The sequence below is a fragment of the Kitasatospora sp. NPDC058063 genome (assembly GCF_042885395.1).
Taxonomy (GTDB): Bacteria; Actinomycetota; Actinomycetes; order Streptomycetales; family Streptomycetaceae; genus Kitasatospora; species Kitasatospora lactacystinica.
Window position 1 is genome coordinate 58983 of the sequence record NZ_JBHVSD010000030.1, and the last position, 24978, is coordinate 83960.

The following is a 24978-nucleotide window of genomic DNA, read 5'->3' on the forward strand; positions in this document are numbered from 1 at the left end:
CGGGCCTGCGGCTGCGAGGGCATGCCGGAGCCATCCCCGCGCGTGCGGGGCCTACGCGTTCGCCGGGGCGTCCTCGTTGAACGCGACGGAGCCATCCCCGCGCGTGCGGGGCCTACAGTGACCACCTGCTGGTAGGCGGGGGCCGGGCGGAGCCATCCCCGCGCGTGCGGGGCCTACCTGATCCAGTCGCCGGAGAAGAACATCCGGCGGGAGCCATCCCCGCGCGTGCGGGGCCTACGGTCGACTCGGGCTCGAAGCGCATGCCCGCCAGGAGCCATCCCCGCGCGTGCGGGGCCTACCTCTGCGGCTGCCTCCGGGTCCATGGCGACCGGGAGCCATCCCCGCGCGTGCGGGGCCTACACTTTCTGACCTGCTGTGATTCGGCTCAGAGTGCGCCAATTAAATCAGTTCGAGTCCACAGCCCCTCCACAGCCCGGTCTGCGCAGGGTCGACCTGGCGCTCCGTTCCGGAGCTCACTGACCGCTCGTCGCCAACGGGCAGCGCACGGGGACCAATGCGAGCACCCCGACGTTCACCCTGCCCAGGTCGGGCCCGGAGCCGGCCGTCACCTGGTGGCCGGCTCCGGGCGAGACTCGCCGTGCCATGACAGTCGGCCTGCGTCGTGAAAAGCTGGCACGCGCACGACGTACCCGCCCATGCGAATGACCAGTGCTCATGAATTCCCCCCTCCGTCAAACAGGCATCACCGCAGGTGGAAGCTCTGGAGATTGGGTGCCGACTCAGGAAAGCAGAGCGGTTCTCCGGGAGTCCGGCCATCGCGGTCCAACCCTTTTGTGCTCCATGACACGCGGGTCGTGTCAGGCTCCGGGCTGATCATCTGGAATGCTGTTCTCCGTCCGCCGACCACGGCTTTGAGCGGCGGGCATCCGCAGTACCGGGCAGTCGGCCCGGGAAGCCCACGGAGAGAACGGAACATCATGAAGCCATCTGTGCTTGTCGTGTCCACCGACCCCCAGGGGTCCGCGGTCGTCTGGGCCGAGCGGGTGGGAGACAACCTGCCCTTCGACTTCATGGCGGCACACGACCACGCCGAGCAGTTGATCCACCTGAAGAAGACCGGCGCGAAGATCCACGTCATCGCCAACCAGAAGGGCGGCGTGGGCAAGACCACCACCACGGTCAACCTCGCGGCGTGCACCTTCGACGTCCTCGGCGAGAAGGACGAGTACCAGCACATCTTCATCGACACGCCGGGCACCCTGGCGGACGAGGAGATCCTGCGCAGGGCCCTGGAGATCGCGGACGACGTCCTGGTCCCGATGATCACCGAGCCGCTGTGCTTCGACCCGACGGCCCGGACCATCCAGAAGGTCATCGAGCCGATGGACATCCCCTTCCGGATCGTCGTCAACAACTGGGACCCCCGGGACGGCCGCGCCGACCTCGAGGACACCGAGGCGTACATCACGGCGAAGGGGTGGCCCCGCGCCAAGACCGTCCTGCGCCGGTACAAGATCCACTCGCGGGCGGTGGCCGAGGGAACGGTCGTCACCCAGTACAAGGAGAGCGGTACCGCCTACCGGGCCCGCGAGGACTTCTTCCGCCTGTCCCTCGAGCTGGGTTACGGGGGCCGCTGATGGCGGGCCGTCGCGTCTCCTTCGCCTCGATGGCCGGCGACCCGGTCGTCGACGCCCCGGGTGTGGACATCGCCAACAACAGCGCCCCGGTGGCCAAGTGGATGCCCACCGCCGGCTGCCTCCCCAACCCGCGCAACCCCCGTGACGAGCTGGGCGACCTCTCCGACCTGGCGAGCATCAAGGACCGCCAGCTGCAGAGCTGCCTCGCCGTCACCCCGGCCGCCTACCTGCGGCTGTGGCCGGAGGACCAGCAGACACTGGGCGCGGGACCGCAGGACGTCGTCATCGTCAACGGCAACCGTCGGCGGGCCGCCGCTGAGCTGTACGGACGCGAGCAGCTGCTCGTCGTCGTGGACGACTCGGTGGCGGAGTCCAAGGCGACCCTGCTGCGGGCCGCGCTCGACGAGAACATGGCGCGCAAGGACTTCGACCCGATCGAGGAGGCCAACGCGGTCATACTCATCGTGGCGCAGTACCCGACCGCCAAGGAGGCCGCCGAGGCCGAGGGCTGGTCGCAGAGCTGGATCTCGCACCGCAAGAACCTGCTGAAGCTCCACCCCGAGCTGCAGCGCCAAGTGCGGGCCAAGGCGCGCGGCGAGGAGGGCATCTCCATCAACGTCGCCCGCCGGCTCGGTTCGGTGAAGGGCATCGAGGCGATGTCCCTGGCCGGGCAGACCGCGGAGCTGGAGCAGCTGCTCCAGGCCGACGCCGACGCCGTGGCCGCCAGGCGCGCCGCGAAGCTGGAGGCCAGGGCCGCCGCCAAGGCGCCTGCGGAGGCCCCCGCACCGCAGCCCGCTGCGGTGGCTGCCTCCGCACCCGCTTCCACGCCCGCGGCCCAGCCGGCCGCGGAGGCGGCACCGGCCACTGTGAAGGCGCCGGCTCCCGTCGCTCCCCGGCCGGAGCCCGCGCCCCGCAACCCGGTCGCGAGCGCCGAGCCCGTCCGAAGCACCGAGCGATTTTCCGCGGAAAATTCCGAGCCGCTCCCGATGCCGGAGCAGCGGGCCGTGGCCCCGGTGGACGAGCAGTCGTCGGCCGCCCCTCAGGCGGAGCTCGGCGACGTCGACTGGCACAACGTGGAGGAGCTGGCGGACGCCATCTGCCGCACCCTCTCGGCCGACGAGGCCTACCGCCTCGCCGACGCCCTGGCCAACCGGCTGCTGACGACCAGCAGCTGACCCACCCGTGGTGCCCCGGCCCCGCCGTCATGGCGAGGCCGGGGCACCACCGCAGGGGGCTCCTGCGCGATCCGACAGCATCGGGCGGCTCCATCGGGTACCCGCTCAGGGAGGAAAGCCCCCGTGACCCTCGGGGGGTTCGGCCTGGCCGGTGCAGTGGTCGAGAGCAGCGAGCGGCACCGGCCGGCTCTGCTTCGTTCCTCTATCGGGCGAGGGTCGGATGCGTTCCGGCGACAGACTTCCGGTGCGCGAAGAAGCCCGACTCGCAGCAGCCGGGATCACCGCCGGTCTTGAGGGGCGTTGAGGAAATTCAGTCGGCCTGGCAGGACCCAGCGGGCAGGATGGCGGGATGGCTGATCTGCTGTGGGACGACCAGGTCGCGTGGCTGCTCGATCCCACCGATGGGGGGTGCCTGCCCGATGCGTTCGTTGAGGACACGACGGCGGCGGACTGGCAGGCCGTGCTCGACCTGATCGAGGAACAGGGCTGGACCTTTGAGTACGCCGAGGGCGAGGCGGTGCTGCCGCTGCCCCGGGCCGAGGCCGTATTGTCCCGCCCGGCCGACGCCGAGTGCCCGAGCCTGAGTGTGCGGCCTGATCCCGGGGTCTGCGCGATCTTCCGGTTCCTCGGGGAGGAGCAGATCGACTTCGACGTCGACCTCCGGGAACTTCAGGGGCAGGAGCGGCTGGACGTCCTGTGCGGGTTCCTGACCGCCATCGGGCGCCGCCTGGGCAAGTCGGTGCCGCTGTTCCCCGAAGGCGGCGGCACGCAGCCACTGCTCGGGTTCGACGTCGCCGCCGACCGGGTGAGGGTGATGTGGACGCCACCGGAAAAGTGAGGCGATCCATCGCTGCAGTCGGCCGCCAATCTGCACTGAGGAGCACTGTGCCTGAGCAGTTCTTGCTGATCTGCGACGAGATCCCCCAGGACATCGTTCTCCTCGATGTGGGCCCGCGGCCCCTGGAAGTAGCGAAGGTGCTCCGGGAACTCGTGGGCGTCGGTCTCTGGCGGGCCAAGCAGATCGTGACGCAGACGCCTCCAGTGCGCCTCGCAGAGGAGGTCGGTGATGACGTGACAGCGAAGTGGGTCGGCCCTCTGCGCGGGGCGGGCGCGGTGATCGAGCTGCAGACGTGGTGGCGATACCGACCAGGGCAAGGGCCACTGCCAGTAGCCTGAGCCAGGAAAGCGCCGCTTCGACCCATCCCCGGTCGACCGTCGCCACTGTGGAACTGTCCGGGGATTCTTGAGCCGGGTAGTCGGCCATTCCGAGAGTTCGGCCCTACCTCGGGTGCGCCTCCGGCGCGCGCTCACCGACGTGCCTGGATGGTTCGCCGGCGGCCGGGCCTGTGTCCGTGGCACGCCATTGGTCCAGAATCAGGGCATGGATGTCCCCAAGCTGCTGGAAGCCGCCTCCCTACTGGTTCCCGAAGAGGTCGCCACCGAGAACGACATCACGGTGAACGACGTCTGGGAGTACCTCACCCATGATGAGTGGGAGGTGGCCCTCGGGCTGCTGGAGGAGCTGGGTGACGTTCACCCGCTTCCGCTGAGCTTCTGGGAGACTCTCGCCACCGCTGCCGAGCAGATGCGGCTGGAGACGAGCTCGGCCTGGTGTCGCTGGCGCTGCTACGAAGCCCGCAATGGCGTCATCCGAGCTGACCTCACCCTCCGACCGGCCGGCGAGGCGCGTCGGCAGACGCCCTTTTCGGGTGCTGGCGTCCTTCGGCCGATGTGGGACATCGGAACTCGAACCGCGACCGGCGAACCGGGCCTGAACATCGCCGGCCTCTGGGTGGAGTTCATGCCCTTCATGGAACCTGGCGGGCGAGCCACGGTGCGGTTGGCACCTCTCGACCCCTCGCAGTGGCAGCACCTTCAACCCGGCCAGGTGATCACTATGCATGAGGACCGATCGGCGGCCGGAACGGCGGTTGTCCTGGAGGTTCACCGTCCGACGGCCGAGCCGGCCGCATAGCGGTGGGCGTCCAGGCTGGATGCGCGCGAAACCCGGTGCGCCCGCCGGGCAGCTACCGGCTGCATCTGAAACTCTACATTCGTTGCGGACGAATGCCGAGGTGCTGTCGAATGCCGCCGATCGACGGCAAAGCGCAGGCAAAGTACGATCGGTGCGCTCGGTCCCCGGCGATGTGAGGAGTACCCCCGGATGGTGTTCAAGCGGCTTCTCGGTGCCCTGGGCGTCGGCGGACCCACCGTCGACACGGTGCTGTCCACCCCGACCGTCCATCCCGGTGGCACCGTGCACGGCCAGGTCGACCTGGTCGGCGGCAGCCGGGACGCCGAGATCAACGGCATCACTCTCTGCCTGGCCGCCCGGGTCGAGGTCGAGCACGAGGACGGCGAGAGCCACACCGTCAAGGAGTTCGCCCGGGTGCAGGTCTGCGGCCCGCTACGGCTGGCGGCCGAAGAGCAGCGCGCCGTCCCGTTCGCCTTCCCCGTACCGTGGGAGACGCCGCTGACCGCGATCGGGGGCCACCACCTGACCGGCATGGTGCTCGGGGTGCGCACCGACGTCGACATCGCAGGCCAACTGGACCGCGGGGACACCGACCCGATCGCGGTGCAGCCGCTGCCGGTGCAGCAACGGGTGCTGGAGGCACTGGCAGCGCTCGGCTTCCACTTCCACCGGGCCGACCTGGAGGCCGGCCGGATCCACGGCACGGGCCAGACGCTGCCGTTCTACCAGGAGATCGAGTACAAGGCGGCACCTCAGTTCGCCCGGCGCTGCAACGAGATCGAGCTGTCCTTCGTCACCGACCCGCACCGGGTCGAGGTGGTGCTGGAGTTCGACAAGCGCGGCATGTTCCACAGTGGCGACTCGGTGCACACGTTCCTGCTGGACCATGCGGCCGGGAATCACGACCTGACCGGCACGGTGGACGGCTGGATCCGCGGCGTGCTGGGCCACTGACCGCGCGCCTCGCCCTGGCAGGAGTGCTGGTCGTCCTGCGCGGCGAGCGCCTCGGCGCCGGGGGCCAGGAGCGCGAGGCGGGGCGGGGACGCCGCCATCACGAGGGCCTGGGGCCGACGGCTGGCCGCCAGCAGCGGATACCTCCTGGGGCCCCGTACCTACCAGGACGTCATGGCCTACTGGAACACCCAGGACAGCCCGTTCCGCGCCGCACGGCCCTGCAGCGCGGCGAACGACGGGACGCCCGCGCGCATCACCACGAGCTCGCCGTTCAGGACCAACGGTCCCCGGACCTCCGTCAGGGTGTCGGCGACCTCAGGGAACCTCCGGCGGGAGCAGCAGTCCCGGCCGGCCTCCTGACGGAAGTATCGGTGGGTGGCTCCAGTCGCGCGCCTCGCGGAGATCGACCTTGCCGCCGTTGAACGTGGCCTTCGCGAAGTCCACGGTCGCTCCGACGAATGAGGCGCCGCCGAAGCTCGTGAGGCCTGTGCCGAGATTGAAGGAGGCGTTTGTCAACGGCCATCACGCTCGCCCCACTGGCGGCCGGAGTCCCGCCCCACCTGCGGTCTTCAAGACCGCCCCGGTGGCGGCCAGATAATCTCCCCGCCTGATCTGATGCTGATCAGCTGAAGGGCTTCACCCCCTTGCCAGTGGTGGCCTGGGTGAGCCGGTAGCTGTCACCCTGGGTGACGACGATGTGGGCGTGGTGCATGAGCCGGTCGACCGTGGCGGTGGCCAGGGTCTTGGGCATGATCTCGTCGAACCCGGAGGGGTGGAGGTTGCTGCTGACCGCGACCGAGCGCCGTTCGTAGGCCGCGTCGACCAGCCGGTAGAAGCCCTCGGCGGCGTCCGGCGAGACGGGCAGCAGACCGATGTCGTCCACGATGATCAGGTCCGAGCGGATGATCCGCGACAGCGCCCGGGCGATCGAGTCGTCCGCCCGGTGCCGGCGGACCAGCGCGCCCAGGTCCTCGATGGTGAACCAGGCGACCGTCATCCCGGACTCGACCGCGGCCTGGCCGAGCGCCTCGGTGAAGTGGCTCTTGCCCGTGCCCGACGGACCACAGACACAGAGGTTCTCCCGACGTCCCACCCACTCAAGGGACTTGAGCGCGTCCTGGGTCTGCCTCGGGATCGCGGAGGCGGTCTCGTCCCAGTCGCCGAAGGTCTTGCCGCTCGGGAAGCCGGCCCGCTTGCGGCGGGTGTGCAGGTTAGCACGGTCGCGGCCGGCGGCCTCTTCCGCCAGAAGGACCCTCACCACCTCGGCCGGATCCCAGCGTTGGGCCTTCGCGGTGGGGATGATGTCGGTCAGCGAGCGGCGGATGTGCGGGAGCTTGAGCCGCTTGGTCAGTTCGATGGCCTCGGCCAGCGGGTCGCCGTTGGTGCCGTGGACGGTGCGGAGCGGGGTGGCCATCAGGACGGGTCGCTTTCGTTGTGGTCGAGCAGGGTGTTGAGGCCGAAGGAGGACCAGGCGGAGGTGCCCGGCTGGAGCGAGTGCTCCTCGCTGCGGCGGGTGGGTTCGGCCTGTCCGTGGACGGCCTGGTAGTCGAGGATCGAGAGCAGGTCCTTGTCCGCGAAGCGGCCGGTGACCGCGGCGGTGCCCAGCGCCCGGTCGACCTCCCCGGCCGAGAAGAGCTTCGAGAGGGCGACGGCCTCGGCCATCTTCGCCTTGATCCGGCGGGTGCCGGAGGCGGCGGCCTCGACCAGCCAGCTCGCGGCGCCGGGGCCGAGCCCGAGGAAGGCGACCTCCTGGGCCGAGCCACGCTCGTCGACCGCGGTGACGATCAGCTCCTCGCCGTGGAAGCGGGCCCAGACCCGGGTGTCGATCAGCTCGTGCGGGACCGAGTAGCGCACCGCCTCGACCGAGATCGTGGAGTCCCAGTTGACCCGGCGGGTCGTGCCGAACGCCGCGGTGAACGGCTGCCGGGGCAGGGGTGCAGCCGCTGTTGCTCCTCAGCCAGCCGGTCGACGGGCTTGCGCCTGGTCTCCCGGTGCGGGCGGGAATTGACCTCGTCGCAGAACTGGCGGCAGGCCGCCTCCAGTTCGCCGAACGTGCGGAACTCCTCGCGCAGGTTCACGTCCTTGGGCACCAGGTCGGCCTTCGCGATCCGCACCGTCGCCTCCGAACCGCCCTTGGACTCCGGGTCAGCCGGCACGCAAGTACGAATGAACACCGCGCCGACGGCCCGCCGTGAAGCACCCGGAACCGGACAACCCGCCTTCAAGGACTACGAGAACCACCCAAGACTCGCAGAACACCCTCTGAGGAGCACCCGAGCGCAGAGCGGGGAAGTCCAGGGGCCCCATCACTGTCGGCGAGGTTGGGTCCAACAGCCAGGCCGCGGGGCCGAAGTGACCGCACCTGGAGCTATCCCCGCGAGCGCGGGGCCAACGGCGGAGAACGTCCTCGGCTTCTCGGTGGCGGGGAGCTATCCCCGCGAGCGCGGGGCCGACTTGAAGTCGGCCTGGGTCGGGGCCCCCGCTGAAGTAAGGGAGCTCTCCCCGCGAGCGCGGGGCCGACCCGACCCAGACCAAGGGCCTCACCCTCCCGACGGAGCTATCCCCGCGAGCGCGGGGCCGACGCGGGGTCGTGGCGGACGATGTGGCTGGCCACGGAGCTATCCCCGCGAGCGCGGGGCCGACCCCATGGCCGTCGTGGCCCCCGCTGAAGTAAGGGAGCTCTCCCCGCGAGCGCGGGGCCGACCCGGTGCCCGGGTAGAGCCAGCCGCTCCAGTCGGAGCTATCCCCGCGAGCGCGGGGCCGACGGGTCCTGCGGGATGACGCCGGGCTGCCGCTGGGAGCTATCCCCGCGAGCGCGGGGCCGACACTTCCTGACCTGCAGCGATTGGGCGCAGAGTGCGCCAATCCATTCAGTTCGAATCCGGAGCCCGCGCGTGCGGGGCCGAAACCCCTGAGGCCAACTCTCCCAGCTGCGCCCAGGCGAGCTGGGTCTGAGCCTTCGACAGCATCGTACGGGCTGCGTCCAGACGTCGCGTCTTCGCGGCCGAGCCCACCATCCTCGGGAAGACAACGGCTTCTGAACAGGTGCCCGCTGAGCCGGGAAGACGGAGGTTACGACCAGGACGGCTCGCTGTGCGCCCGATCGCCAGCGATCCGGCCGGGCTGGACCTCGACCAGGCTGCACGGCACCGATCGCCAAGTACATACCGTGGAGGGGCCATACAGGGATGTACCTGCATCCTGGTCGACAGGAACACACGCAGCTCACCAACTACGCGCTCGTTGCATGAGCTTGGGTGCCCCGGGGTTGAGAGCGGAGCATTCCGTCATGGGATGAGGGCCTGGCCGGTGGGTTCGGGGGTCTTATGTGCCATGGTTTCTCGTGCGTCGGAGCCCTGCTCCGTGCGGTGCTGAGGTCGACGCACACGGGGCGGGGCCGGCTCCGGGGGTGCCAGGGCCAGGTGTTGCGGCCGGGCATGGGGATGCCCTCCCAAGGGCTGGGCGTGTCCGGGGCGGTTGCCCGGAGTCGTCGTCCGGGGCGATGTACCCGGCCCTGACCAGCTGCCGAAGCAGCTGGTCGGAGTCGCAGGCATGGCGCTGGGCAATGGCGGGGAGCGCGGCGATGACCAGCCTTTTTTCCCCCTTCGCTACCCGACTTCGCGGATCGCGTGCCGGATCAGATCCGGCACGACGGTGACGGCCTCGTCCAACAGGACTTCGATCGCGACGGCCACCTTGCTGGTGTCGACGGCGATGTGCTCGGACCAGCGGACGGGCTGGTAACGGGCCAGGTTGGACAGGGCGTGCAGCACCGTCCACCAGGCGAGGAGAGGATGGAGGGCGCCGCTACCGGTCCCGTCCGCAGTGTCATCCGTCTCGGTCGGGGTGTTCTTCCATGCGGCGGCGTAGGCGGCCAGGGCGGTGTGCAGGCGATCGCCTTCGGGGGTGTAGGGCAGGCGGATCCTGCGGTGGATGAGGTGGGCACTGTCGCAGCGGGCGTAGGGGAGAACGACGGCGTCACCGCGGGCGATGGCGGCCGCCAGGCACCGCAGGACACGGCCCGCGGCCGAGGACAGCCCTGCAGCCCCGCCCGACCAGCGTTAGATGAGTGAGTCCGATTGCTGGGCTGGCCGCGACCATGACGAAGGGTGCCCGTTGGTTGGTTTGTGAAGACGAACCTGGACACCCTTCTGACGGCACTGTACGTGTTCATCGACGATCACGTGGCCCCTCGTCACCGGATCGGGCGACCTCCGAGGCTCTCGGATGCGGAACTGCTGTGCCTGGCCGTGGCGCAGGTGCTGCTCGGCTTCCCCTCGGTGAGGCACTGGCACCGCTTCGCGAGCGGTCGTCTGCGGCACCTGTTCCCGTACCTGCCGGGGCAGTCCGGCTACAACAAGCGGCTGAACGCGGCCGGCCCGCTCATCCCGCAGGTCGTCGGGGCGCTGGCCCGGCAAGTGCCGACCTGGCACGACGACCTGCGGCTGATCGACTCCACACCGCTGCCCTGCGCGGCATCCCGTGAGACGGTCAAGCGCTCGGCCCTGGCCGGCACCGCCGGTTACGGCTACTGCGCCAGTCACTCCCGCTTCTTCTGGGGCCTGCGGCTCTACCTGTTGACCACGGCCGAGGGCATGCCGGTCAGCTGGTGCCTGGCCAACCCGAAACTCGGCGAGCGCGAGGTCATGGAGGCCATGCTCGGCCGTAACCGGCACCTCGTGCGCCGGGGGCAGGTGATCCTCGGTGACAAGGGCTTCGCCGGAGCCGCGTTCGAGGCCTTCGTCACCGACGGGCTCGGCGCGCACCTGGTCCGGCCCGACCGCAAGGGCGAGCCTGCCCGATTCGGCAGGCTCGCCCGCGTCCGCCAATGGATCGAGGCGGTCATCGACACCCTCAAGGGCCAGCTCAGCCTCGAACAGCACGGCGCACGAACCGAGGCCGGCGTCCTCGCCCGCACCGGTCAGCGCCTGCTCGCCCTCGCCGCCGCGATCTGGCACAACTGGAACACCGGCGCCGCGATCAAGCGCTCACTCATCGCCTATGACCACTGAGGACATCGGACTCATTCATTTAGGGCGGCGGCGAGCTCGGCTTCAGCGGCTGCCAGGCCGTGGTCCACGCCCGTCTGCTGCGCTCCGGCGGTCCCGTCGTCGGCGGCGGTGCAGGGCTTCGCCCCAGTCGTGGTGGTGTCGGTGGTCTGCTGTCGGCCCGTGGTGCTTTCCACCGGGCCGTCGAGAGCTGCTGCTCGGGTGCTGCGGCGGAAGGGGTGCTGGCGGGCAGGGGACGGGTGTCCGGGAGCAGGACGGCCAGGGCCTGCGCCAGCTCGGCACCTATGACGAACTGGTGCAGCGCCACCGCTGGTGCCCTGGGGCGGGCGCCGACAGGACGGGAACACGCCGCGTCGGCCTCGCCCACGAGAGCCTCTTCGGTGGCATGATGCCCTCCGGCGGAACCAGCCTTCCGCGTGGGACGTGAGTCCCTGTCATCCACTTTTCGGGGGGAAAGCGGTATGTGGATTTCCTTGCTGCCTGAAACTGTGCGGCCGAACGAACGGTTCGACTGGTTCAACGACACGGTCGCGCAGACGGTGATGCCGACGGTGATGAGCCCGGAACCGTCCACCGAGTTCCGCGCCGAGGCCGAAATGCTGGACCTGGGGCCGCTGCGGATGGCCCGGTTCGCCTTCTCGCCGCTGCGGTCGCGGCGGACACCGGCCCTGATCCGGCGCGGTGACCCGGAACAGTACCAGCTCGCGCTGATCCGCAGGGGCGCTGCGGTGCTGTCCCAGTCGGGAAACGAGAACCGGATCGGGGCCGGTGAGTTCGTTTTCTGGGACACTTCGCGCCCGTCCGACACCCGGATCCTTCCCGGACCCGGCCCGGTCGTGCTGACGATGCTGCAGTTCCCGCGAACCCTGCTCCCGCTGTCCGGCCGGCGCCTGGAGCGGCTGCTGGCCGGGCGGCTCACCGGCGGACACGGGGTCGCGGCGGTGCTGATGAGCTTCCTGGACGGTCTGGAGGCCCACGGCGACACCTGCGAGGCGGCGGAGCTGCGCAGGCTGGGCACCGTCGCGGTGGAACTCGCCGGCGCCCTGCTCGCCCAGCGGCTCGACGACGCGGGGCAGGTGCCGGTCGAGGTCCGCGCGCGGGTGCTGCTGGAGCGCATCCGCGCCTTCATCGAGGACAACCTCGGCGATCCGCAGTTGACCCCGGGTGTCGTCGCTGCGCGGCACAACATCTCGCTGCGCAGCCTCCACCAGCTGTTCCGCTCCCACGACCCGCAGTCGGAGACCGTCCACGCCTGGATCCGCCGCCGCCGGCTGGAGCGCTGTCGCGAGGACCTCGCCAGCACCCGGCTCCGCGCGTACACGGTGCAGTCGATAGCCGACCGCTGGGGGTTCAGCAGCGCGACCGTCTTCAGTCGGACCTTCCGTCAGGCCTACGAGCTCACTCCGACCGAGTTCCGAGAGCTGAGTCTCGCACGGAGCGTCGAGGACCCCCGCACGGAGCGCACACCCGGACGGGCGCCCGCTTCGTAGTCTCGAAGTCGTGTCCGGGCGGTGCAGACCGGCGGACCACAACAGGACATCGAGCGAACGGAGTCGAAGCATGCTGAAGAAGAGGATCGTCAAGGTGGCCGCGGCCACCGCCGCAGTGGCGGCGTTCGGTCTGTTCAACGCCTCCTCGGCGAGCGCGGCCAGCTCGACTTGCGAGAGCTGGGACGGTATCTGCTACTCCGGCATGGTCGCGGCCAACAGCAACCACGAGGTCTGCTTCTCGGGCACGCACAAGGCGCTGTCGTACTGGGGCCGCGCGGAGCTGTGGGACTCCGACACGAGCGTGATGGTCGGCTCCTTCGCCACCAACCCGACCGAGACGAAGACCAAGTGCGTGGGCGGCCTCTACGGCGACCACTACTACGAGCGCGGCACCGGCAACTACTTCCTGGGCAAGGTCTGGAACTGACCCGTCAGGCCACAGGGGCCCGTGCGGTGCTCCGACCTGCCACCCGTCCGGTGACCTGATCGGAGTTCCGTCGGGAACGCGTACGAGGGCGAAGGCCCGTGCACCGACCGGATGCTGTTGGTTGATTCGAGCTCTGTTTCGCCCCGTCGGCCTTGTGGTCGGCGGGGCGAAGTGCTGCGAAGTGGCGGGTGTGGGCTCGGGGTGTGTCGGTGAGGTGGGCGTGGAGGCTGTCGTCGGCCAGGCGCAGGATGTGCTCTGGCTTTCGTGGAACCGCTCGCGGGGCCGGGCCAGGAGGATTCGGGCGGCGCCGCGGTCGGTGACGGACGCAGTGGTGCTGAGGGAATGGATCGCGGCCATGGTCCGCCCGCCGGACCCTCGTCAACGAGGTGCTTGCCGACCAAGTGGCCGTGTTCGACAGGGATCGACTGCTGTCGCTATGCCCCAGGGAATCGCTGTGTCGTGGTCCGTCGAGTGGACGGACCACGACACAGCAATACGGGGTCTCGCCCACTATGCCTATCCGGTGGGACCGGTCGGCGGTGGGACGACCAGGGAGTCGAGGGCCTGTTGGGCCCGGCCGAGGTTGTCCTTGCCGGCGCGGCGCAGGCCGGCCTTGGCGTACTTCTCGACCATGGTGGTGGACTTCCAGTCCTCGGTGATGACCAGGATCTCCGCCGCGCTGTAGCCCTGGGCGGCGAGGTCGGCGGGGACGCCGGCGCGCAGGCCGTGGCTGGTGGCGTTCTTGGCGTCGAAGCCGGGAGTGCGGGTGACCATGCGCTTGAAGGCTCGGTTCACCGAGTGGCCGGTCATGCCGGTTCCGGAGGCGGGGACGGGCATCAGGTTGCCCCAGCGGGTGATGCCGCGCAGTAGCGGCAACTGCGGTTCCGCTTGGCCGAGTTCGGCAAGCAGTGAGATGTAGGTGCGGACGACGGTGATCGCCACCGGGTCGCGGACGACGTACTCGCGGCCGGTGGACCAGTGGTCGCTCTTGCTTGTGCGCTTGCCGACGACCATCTGCTCGGTGCCGTCCTCCAGGCGCTCGAAGACGATGGAGTCGATGCGGTAGGCCGCCTGCTCGGAGCGCCGGGCGCGGGTGCGGTAGCCGAGGTGCAGGATGGTGAGGTCGCGCCAGCGGGCGAGCGGGATGTCGGCGGTCGTGCCCTGCTGGAGGTGGGCGATGCGGGCGGCGTCGACGGGCGGGCTCGACCTCGGGGTGCGGCGGGCGCGGGCGTGCTCAGCGGCCTGCTTGCGGATCAGTTCGGCGGTCGCCTTCTTCGGGGGCCAGTTCTCGTACCCCGCACGGGCGTTGGCGTCGCGGATGGCGGCCATCGCCAGGCGCAGCGAGCTGACGGGCGCGCCTGTGCCGTCCCGTCCGCCGCGGCGGCGGAGGTGGGAGACGTAGGAGACCATGTTCGCCTCGCTGGTGCGCGGCCCGGGGTGGCGGCCGTTGTCGGCGCACCAGCGCGCGAAGTAGCGCCACTGCTCGGCGTAGGTCTGGCTGGTGCGCGCGGGCCGGGCGGAGACGAGGTCGTCGGCCGCGTCCTCGGTCAGCGTCTCGTTGGGGTCGACCCCGGCGGGCGCGAACGGCGCGAGGACCTGGCCGTCGTCCACCAGCTCGGCGACCACGATCTCGATGGAGCGCTCCACCAGGACGGGCAGGCCGTCCGACGCCTCGGCATCCACGGGCGCTCTCCTTCCGGCACGGCGGGCTGATGATCCGTCCGGGACAGCCTATCTGTACCGGGCCCTGTGTTGCGTCCTCTAAATCCAGTTAGAGGACGCAACACGTTTCTTGGTACATAACCCGAGCCGGATGCCGGCCTCGCGTCTGTGGCGCGTTTGTCGAGGTTATTTGTGTTCAGCGTCTCAAGCTGCCAAGGTTTCCGTCATGAAGATCACGATCACCGTGGAGAATCCGACCCCCGAGGTGCTCGAGAAGCTGCTAGCCCTCGCCACCGCGCCAGCCGCCGTCGTGGCCGCGGTGCCCGACGACCGCTGGACCCCGGAGCGGGCCCGCTCGTACTACGACCGCCTCCCGCCCCGCGCGCAGCAGATCCTGCTCCAGGTTGTCGAGGGCCAAGGCGAGTGCGCCGCCGAGGACTTGAAGGCGAATGGCCGGAGCCTGCGGGGCTCCACCGGCGCCTTCCGGCGCGTGCTATCCGAGGGTAAGCGGACCGGCCTGTGGCCGGACGCCCTGCCCGTACCGCTGGTGTCCCATATCGTCGGGGGACAGCTCAAAAAGCTAGAGGTGCCCGGGCGCGACACCGAGCAGTATACATACTGGTCCTTTGAAGAGGGGTTGCGTGATCTGCTATTCAATGATCACTGACAAGTTCTTTCGAATGGCCATTTCTGATGACCCGTATTAAATTTTTTGGCAGAGTGAGGGCCTCTGGATTAGTCCTGTACGCGCACTGGCCTTCCGGGCGGTCCGGGCCGGATCGGTGGGGATGAATTCTCTTGCCCATTGATTCGATGATGTGCACGGAGATGGGCGGTCTATCTATATGCAGCGATTTCCTCACTCCCGCCAGCTGCGACGGACCTCATGCCAAGCGCGAATGAGGTTGGGCAGTTTCTCCAGCATCTCGTGCAGCTGAGTGATGACCAGCCCGACGGTTCCGAAAGCCGCCAGAACGAAAAGCAGAACGGTGTCCCAGTTCATGAGTTGTTCTCTCCGCCGGGGAACCGCCCCGATGTCATATCGCTGGCACCCAACATGACATCGGGGCTGCTGACCGGTAGGACGCGGTCTAGCCATTTTGGGGCGGCACCCAGGCTTGCCAGTGTTGCTCGTGCATTCCTGGTGTAGGCGCCCAACCCATGGCGGAAGCGAAGTTGCAGGCCACCGCGATAGGTGTCATCAGTATGTTCAAGGTGGTATGTGCACTGGAGTAGGTAGTTGTCGTGGCCCAATCGATGGCGAGGGTCACAGGAACAACGCTGTTGGCGAATTCGGAGCGGGATTCCCCAGATGGGGTCCAAGAGTCGACTCAGGAAGGCATCATGGTCGAGCTCTACGCCACGCACGGTATCTAGCTGGAGGACCCATTCGTCATCGTGAACCCATGACCGTACTGAATGTGCGGTACTGGACGTATGGACCATGGCGAGGCGGCGCAGGAGGGCTGATCCGAGCCAGTCGAGACTCCGATTCGCACTCCAGACCCGGGGATAGTCTCGAATGTGATCCACTTCGTGATCGGTCAGTTGCTGCTCCCGCCATAGTGGCGGAAATCCCGCTTTCCTCAGGTGGTTCCAGCGTTCATCGATCTCGCCTTTCCAATCCACCCCTGCTGTTCCACGCAGAATCAGGTGGCAGTCGCCATCGGTGAGTGTGAGGTGGAGATCTCGGCCGTCCATGCCCACGACGCGAAGGCCGACGACGCCGTTCACTTGGATGCCGGGTTCGGCTTCAGGCAGCAGGGCTTCGAGGGCATGAGCACTTCGCGAGTACGGGGTGCCGTCGTGGAACGTGGTGTGGCTGTCGAGATGTGCTGTCGCCGACTGGACCCGTGCTTGAATGGAGGAGATCCCGAACGGATGGGGCCACCATTCACCGCCACTGCAGAGTTTTGCGAAGACCTCTGCTTCGAGATAGGCCTGCCTCATAGGGGCGGTAGAGAGGGGTGATCGGTTGTTCCCATCACGGACCATCTCTTTGGCCACGTGGAAAGGCTCACCCGTGTAGATCTGCCGGGTTCGTGCGAGCTTCTGGAGACGCCCACCGCTGGTCATGCGCGATCCGTCCTCGGATACCGTCGCCCCAAGGCATCCGACAACTGATCTACGCCCTGCATGAGGGCATGAACGCCAGTGTCAAGGGATGTACAGGTGGGGCTATGGCTCCTTGACCCCTGAGTGGTCCTGCGAAGGGGCGACGCGGGACCAGGGGCGGCCTCCTGAAGGCCACACCGAGTGTGGAGGAAGGTGGCTGTCGGACGCAAGTGCCGCAGCACAGGCAGGGCCTGGCATGGAGCGAACCTTGCTGCCCGAGGCAGAGGAATCGTCAGATTCTGTGGATCGACCGGACAGTCCAATGGCTGGTCGATCAAGCGAGCGGCTTGCGGTAGCGGACATACTCGTTCTGTCTCCGGAACCCCACGCTCTCGTAAAGATCGTAGGACCGGTGGGGATTTGCCGTGCCCGTGTACAGCCTGGCCGTCGTTGCACCCTGCTCGCGAAGGCTTCGCAGCCCTTCCAGCAGCAGGATCCGGCCGATTCCGAGGCGTCGCTGGTCCGTTCGGACGCTCAGCTCTTCCACCTCGCCCACGGTGTGGTCGTGGCTGCGGATGGAGCAGAGGGCCACGCCGAGCATCTCCTGCCCCCTCCAGGCAGCCCTCCAGCACGCCGGGTCGGCGGTGTCGACAAAGTCCGGGAAGGTCCATTTCTGAGTGAAACCGGTTTCCGCATACGAATCGACGACCGTCCTCCAGGCCGCGCGGTAGTGGCTGGTCCCGATCGGCCCCGTCCGTATCCCGGCCGGGAGTTCGCTGCCTCGTTCGGGCAACTGCTGCAGATCGCCCAGCTCCAGCTCGACCAGACTGAAGACACGTCGGTAGCCGGCTGCGAGCAGAAGCGCCGTGGCGTCCTGCTCGGACACCATGGCGTTCGCACCGATCACTGCAGTCCGAGCCGTGCCATGACCTTCGATGAGCCGGCCGATCCGCTCTTCGGCCCAGCTCAGCATGGCTGACCCGATGCCCTGGCCGCGATGCTCGGGCAAGAGGTAACCGCGGTGCAGGTAAAGCCACGTATCGTCCCGCTCCTGCCACCACCGGATCGTCGAGTAGCCGACGACGCTCCCGTCGCGTACCACCAGGACCTGGTTCCTGGACGGCTCGTCCAGCTTGGCAGAGGCCTCGGCGATCTCGGCCGCTGTCGGGAGCCCTTCCACAACCGAACGGGTGTCGACCCGGTCCCGTTCGACACATCCCAGCCGCACCGCGGCCATGGGGCCGTGGTCCTCCTCGCCCCGATACGGCCGTAACCCGAAGCCGGCTGGGAGGTCCTGCCCTGGCGTGTCATCCGACATGATCGGATGATCTCGAACTTCGAGGCAGGTCCGCCACCCTGTTCATGATTCATGCCGCGGTCGTGTTCGGCCGTTCCACGAGGTGGCCGCGTTCGAAGTGGGCTCCGGCTCGGACGAGAGCGACGAGGTGGGGCGCATTCACGGCTCGCCAGCGGGTCTGGGCGGACTCGACGAGCTTGAACACCATCGCAAGTGCGGCCGCTCGGGAGCCGGCCCCCTTTGGTGACCTTGGTCCGCGGCCGGACGGTCGCGAAAGTCGACTCGATCGGGTTGGTTGTCCGCAGGTGGATCCAGTGTTCGGCGGGGAAGTCGTAGAAGGCCAGGAGTTCATCCTCGTCATCGGTGATCTTCTTGACGGCCTTGGGGAACTTCGCGCCGTACTGTCTGGCGAACGCGGCTATGGCCTTGGCCGCGTGCTCGCGGTCTTCGGCGTTGTAGATGTCCTGGACGGCCTTCTTCGCCGCAGGCTGGGCCGACTGCGGGAGGCTGTCGAGGCAGTTGGCTGTTTTGTGAACCCAACACCTTTGATGGCGGGTCTCGGGAAAGACCTCGTTGATCGCGTTCCAGAAGCCGAGGGCGCCGTCCCCGACGGCCAGGACCGGAGCGCGCATGCTGCGCCGCTGGCAGTCCCGCAGCAGGCCGGCCCAAGACTCCGGCGACTCGCGGTAGCCATCCGCTGTGGCGATCAGCTCCCTGGTGCCGTCCGCGCGCACGCCCATCACGACCAGGACCGCGGCCTTCGCCTGCTCCAGACGTATCCGCAGATGGATGCCGTCAGCCCAGATGCAGACGTAGTCCGTGGCGGACAGGTCGCGCTCGCCGAATGCCTGGTGGTCGGCCTGCCACTGCTGGGTGAGCCGCGTGACGGTGGCTGGGGACAGCCCGGCCGAGGAGCCGAGGAACTGCTCGAGCGCAGGCACGAAGTCTCCACTGGACAGGCCGTGCAGGTAGAGCAGTGGCAACACCTCGCTGATCTTCGGGGGCTTGCGGCACCACGGCGGCAGGATCGCCGAACTGAACCGCTTGCGCTCGCCGGTTGCCTCATCGACGCGCTTGTCGTTGACCCGCGTCGCTTTCACCTCGACCGTCCCGGCTGCGGTGGTCACTTTCCTCGGCTGGTGATAGCCGTTGCGGACCACCAGACGGCGCCCGCTCTCGTCACACTGATCCGCCAATCGGCTATGTAGGAGTTGACTTCGGCCTCCAGTGCGGCGGCCAGCATCCGCCGTGCCCCCTCCCGGACGATGTCGTCGATCAGGGAGCCGGTCTCGGTCGATCCATCGGCGTTCACTACGCTGAGCACGGGCGTGCCTTCCTGGCCGACGGTGCAACGTCGGCCTACTCGATGACCAGAAGTCGGTCACTCGGGAAGGTACGCCCTTCGCGTCCACCCCGAAGCCGATCCACAGGTCATGAGCATTGCTCCGCCTGCTCGCACTGGGGTCCTGCCCGCGCCAGACGAGGAGAAGGCGGCCCTTGCCCTGTCCAAGCTATTTCAGTGGTCGTGATGTCTTTTCGAAGTCGCCTCCGAAGGGCGCTGTCACGGAGCTAGGGTCGAAGGGCTATGACATCGGTGCGAGCGAGAGGGCGGGAATGCTGGAGGAGGCGCTGATGGCGTTGGCCACGGCTGGTGGGACGGCTGTGGTCCAGGCAGCTGGGACGCAGGCGTGGGACGGGCTGCGGACGCGGGTAGCTCGGTTGCTGGGCCGTGGAGACGGTGAGCGCGAACGGGTGGAGTTGGAGCGGCTGGACGGTACGGCCAGCGCGTTGCAGGTGTCGGCATCGGCTGGGGCCGAACAGGTGCGGCTGCGCCAGGAGGTGGCTTGGCAGACCAGGTTCGAGAGCCTGTTGGAGGGCGTGGCCGGCGCGGAGCGTGAGCACGCTGCGGCAGAGCTGCGAGCCTTGGTCCAAGAGCAGGCTGTCGGCGGCGTGGTGTCGGCGGGAGACCACGGTGCGGCGGTGGGTGGGAGCGTGGATGTTCGGGCCGATCACGCGTCGGTGGCCGCCCTTCGGATGGGGGACGTGACGCTGGGAAACCCCCCGTTGCCGGGTCCGCCCCAGGGCTGAACGGGCCCGGCGCCACACTGTCATCGCCCGCCGCCAGGCGCCCAGCCGTCTCCGCCGAGCACGGCAGCTTCGCTGTCGGCCACGCCCAGCAGGTCGTTTACTACCACACCGCACCCCCGGCGCCGGGCCCCGCTTGGCCGTGCCAGCAGCATGAGAGGCTAGTGCCGCGTCAGCTGCCCGGCGAGGCGCCTGGCTTTGTGGGTCGCGCGGCCGAGCTTGAGCGTCTGGAAGCGCTGGAGGCCATCGCGCCGGGCGAGGGCGTGCGGCTGGTGGTGGTTGCAGGGACCCCCGGGTCGGGCAAGACCTCGCTCGCGGTGCGCTTCGCCCACCGGGTGCGCCACCGGTTCCCGGACGGGCAATTGTTCATCAACCTGCGCGGTTATGACCCGGGCCCGCCGGTGGCCCCCGAGGCAGCACTGGAGCGCTTCCTGCACGCCCTGGGCATCGCACCGAACGCGGTCCCCAGGCGTCAGGAGGAACGGACGGAACTGTACCGCTCACTGCTCGCGGAGCGCCGGGTACTGGTGGTACTCGACAACGCCTCCACCGTGGAACAGGTCCGTCCGCTGCTGCCCGGCGACGCCGGCTGTCTGGTGGTGGCCACCAGCCGCGGACGCTTGTCCGGTCTTTCCGCCCGCGACGGTGCACACCGCCTCACCCTTGGCCTGCTCACGGAACCCGAAGCCGTCGACCTGCTCACCACCGCCACGTCCGAGTACCGCCACCGGGACGAGCCCGAACAGCTGGCCGAACTCGCCCGGTTGTGCGCCCGGCTGCCGCTGGCCATGCGGATCGCCGCCGAACGCGCCGCCGCCCGCCCCCACATGCCCCTGACCGACCTGATCGCCGACCTGCGAGAGGGTTCCTCTCTCTGGAACGTCCTGACCACCGACGACGACTCGGAAGCCGATGCGGTGCGCTCCGTCTTCGCCTGGTCCTACCGCACCCTGCCCGCACCATCCGCGCGCGTCTTTCGCCTCCTGGGCCTGCACCCCGGACCTGAGTTCGGCACCGCCACAGCCGCCGCCCTCACCGGCCACACACACCGTCAGATCCGGCATCACCTCGATCTACTGGCTGGCGCGCACCTCCTGGAGCAGACGGGCTCCGCCCGCTATCAGTTCCACGACCTGCTGCGTGCCTACGCCGCCGACCAGGCCCGCCAGGAAGAGAGCCGCGAGCAACAGCGTGCAGCCCTGACCCGCGTCTCCCAGTGGTACCTGTACACAGCCGACGCCGCCGTCCGCACCGTGCAGCGCCTCCACCCCTCACAGATCTCAGGGCCTGCCGAGCCCACAGTCGAGCCCCTCACCTTTACCGGTTACGCAGAGGCGGTGGACTGGTACCTCACAGAGCGGACCAATTTGCTGGCTCTCGCACGGGCCACGGCTGCCGCTGGTCTCGACGAGATCACCTGGCAACTTCCCACAACACTGGATCCGCTACATGACGCGAACAGCGCCGTGGACGACGAACTCGAAACCGCTCGACTCGGGCTCGCAGCAGCGCGACGCTCAAGCGACCGTCGCGCCGAAGCGGCTATGCGGCAGATCATGGGCTACGCCCTTCGGAAGCACAACAGACTGGGGCCGGCCGCCGACTGCTTCCGCGCCGCCTTCGACCTCCACCGGCAACTCGGCGAGCGACTCGGCACGCTCGAAGCGGCCAACAGTCTGGGCCGGATCCACCTGGAGCTGCGCGAGCTGAGCGCAGCCGTCGAGTACCTCGAGCTGACCCTCGCCCTGGCCCGCGAACAGAAGCACCAGGGGTGGAGCGCCGTCGCGCTGAACAACCTGGCCAGCGCCTACCGCGAAATGGGACAGCCCAGGAAGGCGGCCGACTTGGCACGGCAAGCTCTGGAAATCTGCCGCCAGGCCGACCTCGAGTTGCGGATGCACGGCGACTTGTCGCTCTGCCTTGCCGGTGCCCTCCGGGAAATGGGGCGGTTCGCACACGCTGAGGAGCATCTGAATGCGGCAGCCGCAATCGTCGCCGACGGACTGGTCTTCCATGCACTGGAGTACGGCGTCCTCCATGAACAGGCAGCACTGGCTCTGGCACGTGGCGAGAGCGAGCAGGCACTGAACATCTACCGGCAGTGCGTGGATCTCACCCTGACCATGGGCAACAGGCGTATAGAGGCGCTGATCTACGACGGAATCGGACAGGCCCTACAACATCTGGGCCGCGCCGGTGAAGCCGCCGACTTCCATCTGTCAGCAGTGGCACTCGCCCGCGAACACGCGAACCCCGTCATCGTTGCCACAGTCCTGAGCCACCTGGCCCATGCACTGGAACGAAGCGGACACAGCAAGCGGGCACTGGCTGCCCGAGCTGAGGCCGAAGTACTCCTGGCTCCGTACAGTGACCTCCGAGCCGAGGCACTACGGGAAGGTCTTCGCACACCGGGTTGAACGGTCTGCGGGTCGAGGCCGGCACTGCGAGGCCCACTTCCGGTTGAATCACGACGTGTCCGTGAGGGTGCCGGACGGCTCCGACGCCATGTGGCACGGTGACCTTGGATGCCGCCACCACCGCCAGGCCCTCCTTTGCCTGGCCAGACGCCGGGCCAACGCCCTGTTCGCGATGCTCGGCAACGGCACGTTCCACGAATCCCGGCTCGGGGCGCGCTGGGGCGTTCAGAGCCTGCATACGCGTCACGACGTGAAGAAGGAGAAGCCGTTCCCTGGCGGGTCCGACAGCGCCCGAATCGGGGTCGTTCGAGGCCACTGTGCTCCGCGAGGAACTGATCACGGCCCTGGACACCGCCGGCTGTGAGCACTACGTCGACGACAGCCTCACGTTCGGCAGGCAGTCCGGCCTCCGCACCCGGTCCGCCGACGTCTGTGCGGTCTTCGGCACTCGCTGGTGCCGCTGACGGCACCGCAAGCCCCGAGGGGGAGACCGCGTGGTTCGACCGACCGGTGCGCCGCTCACCTCCACGGGCCGGCGGACGTGGGCGACGCACCGTCTGCTGAGCGGTACGTCAGCAGGCTCGCTGGTACGTGGCGAAGACGATCTGGTCGAGCGCGAGGATCTCGGTGACGCCCGGGGCCATGCACATGCCGGTGTCCGGGACGGAGCGGTAACCCACGACGATGTAGGCGCTGGTGGTGCCGCAGTTGTTCCAGTAGGAGTGGCCGGCGGATTCGTAGTAGCCGCACGGGGTGGTGGCCTGGGTCGCGGCCGATGACGGCGTCGCCGAGGTGAGGAGCAGGAACGTCGATACGGCCGCCGTGACGGCGACGAGGAAATGCCGCTTGTATCTGGTCATGCGGTCCAGAATTCCGCGCGGCGCTATGCCGCTCCTATACATCCCGCATTCACTCCGCCTTTCCCTGGTCAGGGGAAAGGCGGAGTGGAAAATGGGGGTCAGAAAACGGGCTGGGGAATCGCGGAGGTGATCCAGGCGGTGAGGGCCTGGGCGACGGGGCTGGCCGCGGCGACGGGGTTGAAGGCGGGGACGGGCTTGACCGCAGGGACGGGCTTGGCCACGGGGACGGGGATGACCGCGGGGACGGGGTCGAGGTGGACGATCTGTCCGGCGTAGGTGAGGCCGGCTCCGAAGCCGAAGAGCAGGACGTCGCCGCCGGTGTCGATGTCGCCGCGGTTGATCATGCGGGACAGGGCGATCGGGACGGTCGCGGCCATGGTGTTCCCGGTGGTCGCCACGTCGGTGGCGACGGGCACGCCGGACAGGTCGAGGTGGTTGGCCAGGGCCCGGATGATGCGCAGGTTGGCCTGGTGGGGCACGAAGCCAGCCAGGTCGGCGGGCCGGATGCCGGCGTCCGCGCAGATCCGGGCGGCGATGGGGCCCAGGCTCGTCGCCCAGCGGTAGACGGCGCGGCCGTCCTGGCGCAGGACGCGGGTGTCGGGGTCGATGACGATCCGGTCGGCGTGCTCGCCGACGCTGCCCCACACCACCGGGCCGATGGCGCGGCGGTGGTGCGGCAGGACCACCGCCGCGCCCGCGCCGTCGGCGAAGAGCACGGCGGTGTCCCGGTCGGACCAGTCCAGCCAGGAACTGGCCTTGTCCGCGCCGATCACCAGGGCGCCCCGGCTGGTGCCGGACCTGATCAGGGAGTCCGCCACGGCCAGCGCGTGGCAGAAGCCGGCGCAGGCGCTGTTGACGTCGAACGCGGCGGGCGCGGCCAGGCCGAGCCGTCCGGCGACCCGGGCGGCGACGGCCGGCATGGTCGACTCCGCGCTGGCGGTCGCCACGATCACCGTGTCGATGTCGGAGGCGGAGTCGAGGCCGTCCCGGTCCCGGGCGAGGTTGGCCAGGGCGTCGTGGGCGGCCGCGACGGCCATGTCCGCGACCGTCTCGTCCGGGGCGGCGATGCGGCGTTCGCTGATCCCGGTGCGGGTCAGGATCCACTCCGCGTCGACGGTCAGCCGTTCGGCGACCGCCTCGCTGGTCAGGACGGTGCCGGGCAGGTAGTGCCCCATGGCAGCGATCCGTGTGCCCGGGGCCGGGATTGATGGCATTGTCGTCTCTCCTCGTGTGATCAACCAGGAACCGGGACGCCCTGGGCAGCACCGAGGACTACTGTCGCCACCGCGGCTATATTTTTCTTCTACTTCCGGGCCTGCCGGGAATTTCAGGCGGGGCGTTCGGCCACCGGTTCTATTCGTGGACGTGCCAGGTCGAAGTAGTCGCCGGTGTCCAGGGCCACGGAGCGGTCCAGGCGGGCCGCGTTGAAATAGAGCCGCGGGCTTTCGAGGAGTTCCGGGTCGACGATCAGTTCCAGGTCGGGGTGGAACGCGAACGGCACGATGGATCCGCTCCGGCATCCGGTGAGGCGCTCGGCCCGTTCCAGCGAGGCGAATCCGGCGCGCGTGCCGCCCAGCAGGTCCCGGACGGCGTCCACGTCGACCCGCAGGTCGCCGGGGACGACGGCGAGGGCGTGGCGTGTGCCCCGGCCGGGTGTCCTGACCTGCAGGACCAGGCACTTGGCGGCCTGTTGCAGGGGGTGGCCGCGCAGGACGCTGGCCACGTCCGTACGGCCTTCCGCCGCGTGGTGGATCATCCGGTAACGGCACCCGGACCGGTCGAGGAGGTCGATGAGCCGTGTGTACGTGCTCGGTTCGGCCGGTTCACCGGGGCGGGCGGTCTCCGCCGGCTCGGCTGTGCGAGTCATCACCAGCAACTGGTTCACTCCTTTTCTGTTGGTGCGGGGGGAGCCGGTCGGCGGCCTCGGGCAGTCGGCCGGACCGCGTGGTCGCCCGCGCGGTCCGGCCACGGGGG

The 24978-nt window shown here is 69.0% G+C and carries 20 protein-coding genes, 3 pseudogenes and 1 CRISPR repeat array (1 of these 24 cut by a window edge); of the genes and pseudogenes, 12 read left to right on the forward strand and 11 right to left on the reverse strand.

Features of this window, described 5'->3' with window-relative positions; all coding sequences use genetic code 11:
* Nucleotides 1-360: direct repeats of the CRISPR family, unit length 29 nt; unit sequence GGAGCCATCCCCGCGCGTGCGGGGCCTAC; it begins 279 nt to the left of the window's first position.
* Between the two features lie 599 nt (nt 361-959).
* The 6 genes from ACFVUY_RS36765 to ACFVUY_RS36790 all read left to right on the forward strand — a co-directional run bounded on the left by ACFVUY_RS36765 (nt 960) and on the right by ACFVUY_RS36790 (nt 5702).
* A complete protein-coding gene (locus ACFVUY_RS36765) occupies nt 960-1598 on the forward strand; it encodes a ParA family protein (RefSeq protein WP_359902473.1) in 639 nt (212 codons plus the stop codon).
* The gene (locus ACFVUY_RS36770) at nt 1598-2773 is read left to right on the forward strand and encodes a ParB/RepB/Spo0J family partition protein (RefSeq protein ID WP_387736498.1); all 1176 of its coding nucleotides are present in this window, start codon (nt 1598-1600) and stop codon (nt 2771-2773) included. The genes ACFVUY_RS36765 and ACFVUY_RS36770 overlap by 1 nt, the downstream gene beginning before the upstream one ends.
* 349 nt (nt 2774-3122) lie before the next feature.
* Nucleotides 3123-3611: a hypothetical protein gene (locus tag ACFVUY_RS36775; protein ID WP_387736499.1), complete on the forward strand. Its 489-nt coding sequence runs from the start codon at nt 3123-3125 to the stop codon at nt 3609-3611.
* 47 nt (nt 3612-3658) lie between these two features.
* Nucleotides 3659-3949 carry a ribosomal protein L7/L12 gene (locus ACFVUY_RS36780; RefSeq protein ID WP_387736500.1) on the forward strand — a complete coding sequence of 97 codons (291 nt, stop codon included), beginning with the start codon at nt 3659-3661 and terminating at the stop codon, nt 3947-3949.
* A 205-nt stretch (nt 3950-4154) separates the two neighbouring features.
* On the forward strand, nt 4155-4748 hold the full coding sequence (locus ACFVUY_RS36785; protein WP_387736501.1) for a hypothetical protein: 594 nt from the start codon (nt 4155-4157) through the stop codon (nt 4746-4748).
* A 189-nt stretch (nt 4749-4937) separates the two neighbouring features.
* Nucleotides 4938-5702: a sporulation protein gene (locus ACFVUY_RS36790; protein ID WP_387736502.1), complete on the forward strand. Its 765-nt coding sequence runs from the start codon at nt 4938-4940 to the stop codon at nt 5700-5702.
* 622 nt (nt 5703-6324) lie between these two features.
* Here the strand turns inward: ACFVUY_RS36790 and istB are convergent.
* The 3 genes and pseudogenes from istB to ACFVUY_RS36805 all read right to left on the reverse strand — a co-directional run bounded on the left by istB (nt 6325) and on the right by ACFVUY_RS36805 (nt 9739).
* Nucleotides 6325-7116: an IS21-like element helper ATPase IstB gene (istB, locus tag ACFVUY_RS36795; RefSeq protein WP_049649636.1), complete on the reverse strand. Its 792-nt coding sequence runs from the start codon at nt 7114-7116 to the stop codon at nt 6325-6327.
* Nucleotides 7116-7870, reverse strand: a pseudogene (locus ACFVUY_RS36800) (IS21 family transposase); the annotation flags it as partial. The pseudogene ACFVUY_RS36800 and the gene istB, both read right to left, overlap by 1 nt.
* Nucleotides 7871-9310: 1440 nt before the next feature.
* On the reverse strand, nt 9311-9739 hold the full coding sequence (locus ACFVUY_RS36805) for a YaaC family protein (protein ID WP_387736523.1): 429 nt from the start codon (nt 9737-9739) through the stop codon (nt 9311-9313).
* A 90-nt stretch (nt 9740-9829) separates the two neighbouring features.
* Here ACFVUY_RS36805 and ACFVUY_RS36810 point away from each other — a divergent pair, with 90 nt between their 5' ends.
* From ACFVUY_RS36810 to ACFVUY_RS36820, 3 genes are all read left to right on the forward strand, one after another.
* Entirely contained in the window at nt 9830-10714 is an 885-nt protein-coding gene (locus ACFVUY_RS36810; protein ID WP_387736503.1) for an IS982 family transposase, read from the forward strand.
* Nucleotides 10715-11199: 485 nt separating this feature from the next.
* Nucleotides 11200-12201 carry a helix-turn-helix domain-containing protein gene (locus tag ACFVUY_RS36815; protein WP_387736504.1) on the forward strand — a complete coding sequence of 334 codons (1002 nt, stop codon included), beginning with the start codon at nt 11200-11202 and terminating at the stop codon, nt 12199-12201.
* A gap of 70 nt (nt 12202-12271) precedes the next feature.
* Complete coding sequence (locus tag ACFVUY_RS36820) at nt 12272-12628, forward strand: hypothetical protein (protein WP_387736505.1); 357 nt, start codon at nt 12272-12274, stop codon at nt 12626-12628.
* Between the two features lie 516 nt (nt 12629-13144).
* Here the strand turns inward: ACFVUY_RS36820 and ACFVUY_RS36825 are convergent.
* The gene (locus tag ACFVUY_RS36825; protein ID WP_387736506.1) at nt 13145-14311 is read right to left on the reverse strand and encodes a hypothetical protein; all 1167 of its coding nucleotides are present in this window, start codon (nt 14309-14311) and stop codon (nt 13145-13147) included.
* Between the two features lie 205 nt (nt 14312-14516).
* Here ACFVUY_RS36825 and ACFVUY_RS36830 point away from each other — a divergent pair, with 205 nt between their 5' ends.
* Nucleotides 14517-14957 carry a hypothetical protein gene (locus ACFVUY_RS36830; RefSeq protein ID WP_387736507.1) on the forward strand — a complete coding sequence of 147 codons (441 nt, stop codon included), beginning with the start codon at nt 14517-14519 and terminating at the stop codon, nt 14955-14957.
* A gap of 192 nt (nt 14958-15149) precedes the next feature.
* Here the strand turns inward: ACFVUY_RS36830 and ACFVUY_RS36835 are convergent, their stop codons facing one another.
* From ACFVUY_RS36835 to ACFVUY_RS36850, 4 genes and pseudogenes are all read right to left on the reverse strand, one after another.
* Entirely contained in the window at nt 15150-15293 is a 144-nt protein-coding gene (locus ACFVUY_RS36835) for a hypothetical protein (protein ID WP_387736508.1), read from the reverse strand.
* Entirely contained in the window at nt 15290-16366 is a 1077-nt protein-coding gene (locus tag ACFVUY_RS36840; RefSeq protein ID WP_387736509.1) for a hypothetical protein, read from the reverse strand. The genes ACFVUY_RS36835 and ACFVUY_RS36840 overlap by 4 nt, the downstream gene beginning before the upstream one ends.
* 313 nt (nt 16367-16679) lie before the next feature.
* Entirely contained in the window at nt 16680-17663 is a 984-nt protein-coding gene (locus tag ACFVUY_RS36845; protein ID WP_387736510.1) for a GNAT family N-acetyltransferase, read from the reverse strand.
* 49 nt (nt 17664-17712) lie between these two features.
* Nucleotides 17713-18966: pseudogene (locus ACFVUY_RS36850) on the reverse strand (IS256 family transposase).
* Nucleotides 18967-19256: 290 nt separating this feature from the next.
* Between ACFVUY_RS36850 and ACFVUY_RS36855 the strand changes: the two are divergent.
* Both ACFVUY_RS36855 and ACFVUY_RS36860 read left to right on the forward strand, forming a co-directional pair.
* Complete coding sequence (locus tag ACFVUY_RS36855) at nt 19257-19730, forward strand: hypothetical protein (protein WP_387736511.1); 474 nt, start codon at nt 19257-19259, stop codon at nt 19728-19730.
* A 161-nt stretch (nt 19731-19891) separates the two neighbouring features.
* Complete coding sequence (locus ACFVUY_RS36860) at nt 19892-22144, forward strand: ATP-binding protein (RefSeq protein ID WP_387736512.1); 2253 nt, start codon at nt 19892-19894, stop codon at nt 22142-22144.
* Nucleotides 22145-22716: 572 nt separating this feature from the next.
* On the opposite strand, the gene ACFVUY_RS36865 is transcribed toward ACFVUY_RS36860, so the two are convergent.
* From ACFVUY_RS36865 to ACFVUY_RS36875, 3 genes and pseudogenes are all read right to left on the reverse strand, one after another.
* Nucleotides 22717-23004: a DUF6355 family natural product biosynthesis protein gene (locus tag ACFVUY_RS36865; protein WP_387736513.1), complete on the reverse strand. Its 288-nt coding sequence runs from the start codon at nt 23002-23004 to the stop codon at nt 22717-22719.
* Between the two features lie 257 nt (nt 23005-23261).
* Nucleotides 23262-24218, reverse strand: a pseudogene (locus ACFVUY_RS36870) (beta-ketoacyl-ACP synthase 3); the annotation flags it as partial.
* Nucleotides 24219-24331: 113 nt separating this feature from the next.
* On the reverse strand, nt 24332-24871 hold the full coding sequence (locus ACFVUY_RS36875; RefSeq protein WP_375877657.1) for a YbaK/EbsC family protein: 540 nt from the start codon (nt 24869-24871) through the stop codon (nt 24332-24334).
* Between the last annotated feature and the right edge of the window lie 107 nt (nt 24872-24978).

What these genes read in the sequence shown, in the direction of transcription:
- ACFVUY_RS36775 (WP_387736499.1), top strand. Translation starts at nt 3,123, where the DNA reads ATGGCTGATCTGCTGTGGGACGACCAGGTCGCGTGGCTGCTCGATCCC.
- ACFVUY_RS36865 (WP_387736513.1), bottom strand. Translation starts at nt 23,004, where the DNA reads ATGACCAGATACAAGCGGCATTTCCTCGTCGCCGTCACGGCGGCCGTA.
- ACFVUY_RS36785 (WP_387736501.1), top strand. Translation starts at nt 4,155, where the DNA reads ATGGATGTCCCCAAGCTGCTGGAAGCCGCCTCCCTACTGGTTCCCGAA.
- ACFVUY_RS36820 (WP_387736505.1), top strand. Translation starts at nt 12,272, where the DNA reads ATGCTGAAGAAGAGGATCGTCAAGGTGGCCGCGGCCACCGCCGCAGTG.
- ACFVUY_RS36845 (WP_387736510.1), bottom strand. Translation starts at nt 17,663, where the DNA reads ATGTCGGATGACACGCCAGGGCAGGACCTCCCAGCCGGCTTCGGGTTA.
- ACFVUY_RS36830 (WP_387736507.1), top strand. Translation starts at nt 14,517, where the DNA reads ATGAAGATCACGATCACCGTGGAGAATCCGACCCCCGAGGTGCTCGAG.
- ACFVUY_RS36840 (WP_387736509.1), bottom strand. Translation starts at nt 16,366, where the DNA reads ATGACCAGCGGTGGGCGTCTCCAGAAGCTCGCACGAACCCGGCAGATC.
- ACFVUY_RS36835 (WP_387736508.1), bottom strand. Translation starts at nt 15,293, where the DNA reads ATGAACTGGGACACCGTTCTGCTTTTCGTTCTGGCGGCTTTCGGAACC.
- istB (WP_049649636.1), bottom strand. Translation starts at nt 7,116, where the DNA reads ATGGCCACCCCGCTCCGCACCGTCCACGGCACCAACGGCGACCCGCTG.
- ACFVUY_RS36790 (WP_387736502.1), top strand. Translation starts at nt 4,938, where the DNA reads ATGGTGTTCAAGCGGCTTCTCGGTGCCCTGGGCGTCGGCGGACCCACC.
- ACFVUY_RS36855 (WP_387736511.1), top strand. Translation starts at nt 19,257, where the DNA reads ATGCTGGAGGAGGCGCTGATGGCGTTGGCCACGGCTGGTGGGACGGCT.
- ACFVUY_RS36770 (WP_387736498.1), top strand. Translation starts at nt 1,598, where the DNA reads ATGGCGGGCCGTCGCGTCTCCTTCGCCTCGATGGCCGGCGACCCGGTC.
- ACFVUY_RS36875 (WP_375877657.1), bottom strand. Translation starts at nt 24,871, where the DNA reads ATGACTCGCACAGCCGAGCCGGCGGAGACCGCCCGCCCCGGTGAACCG.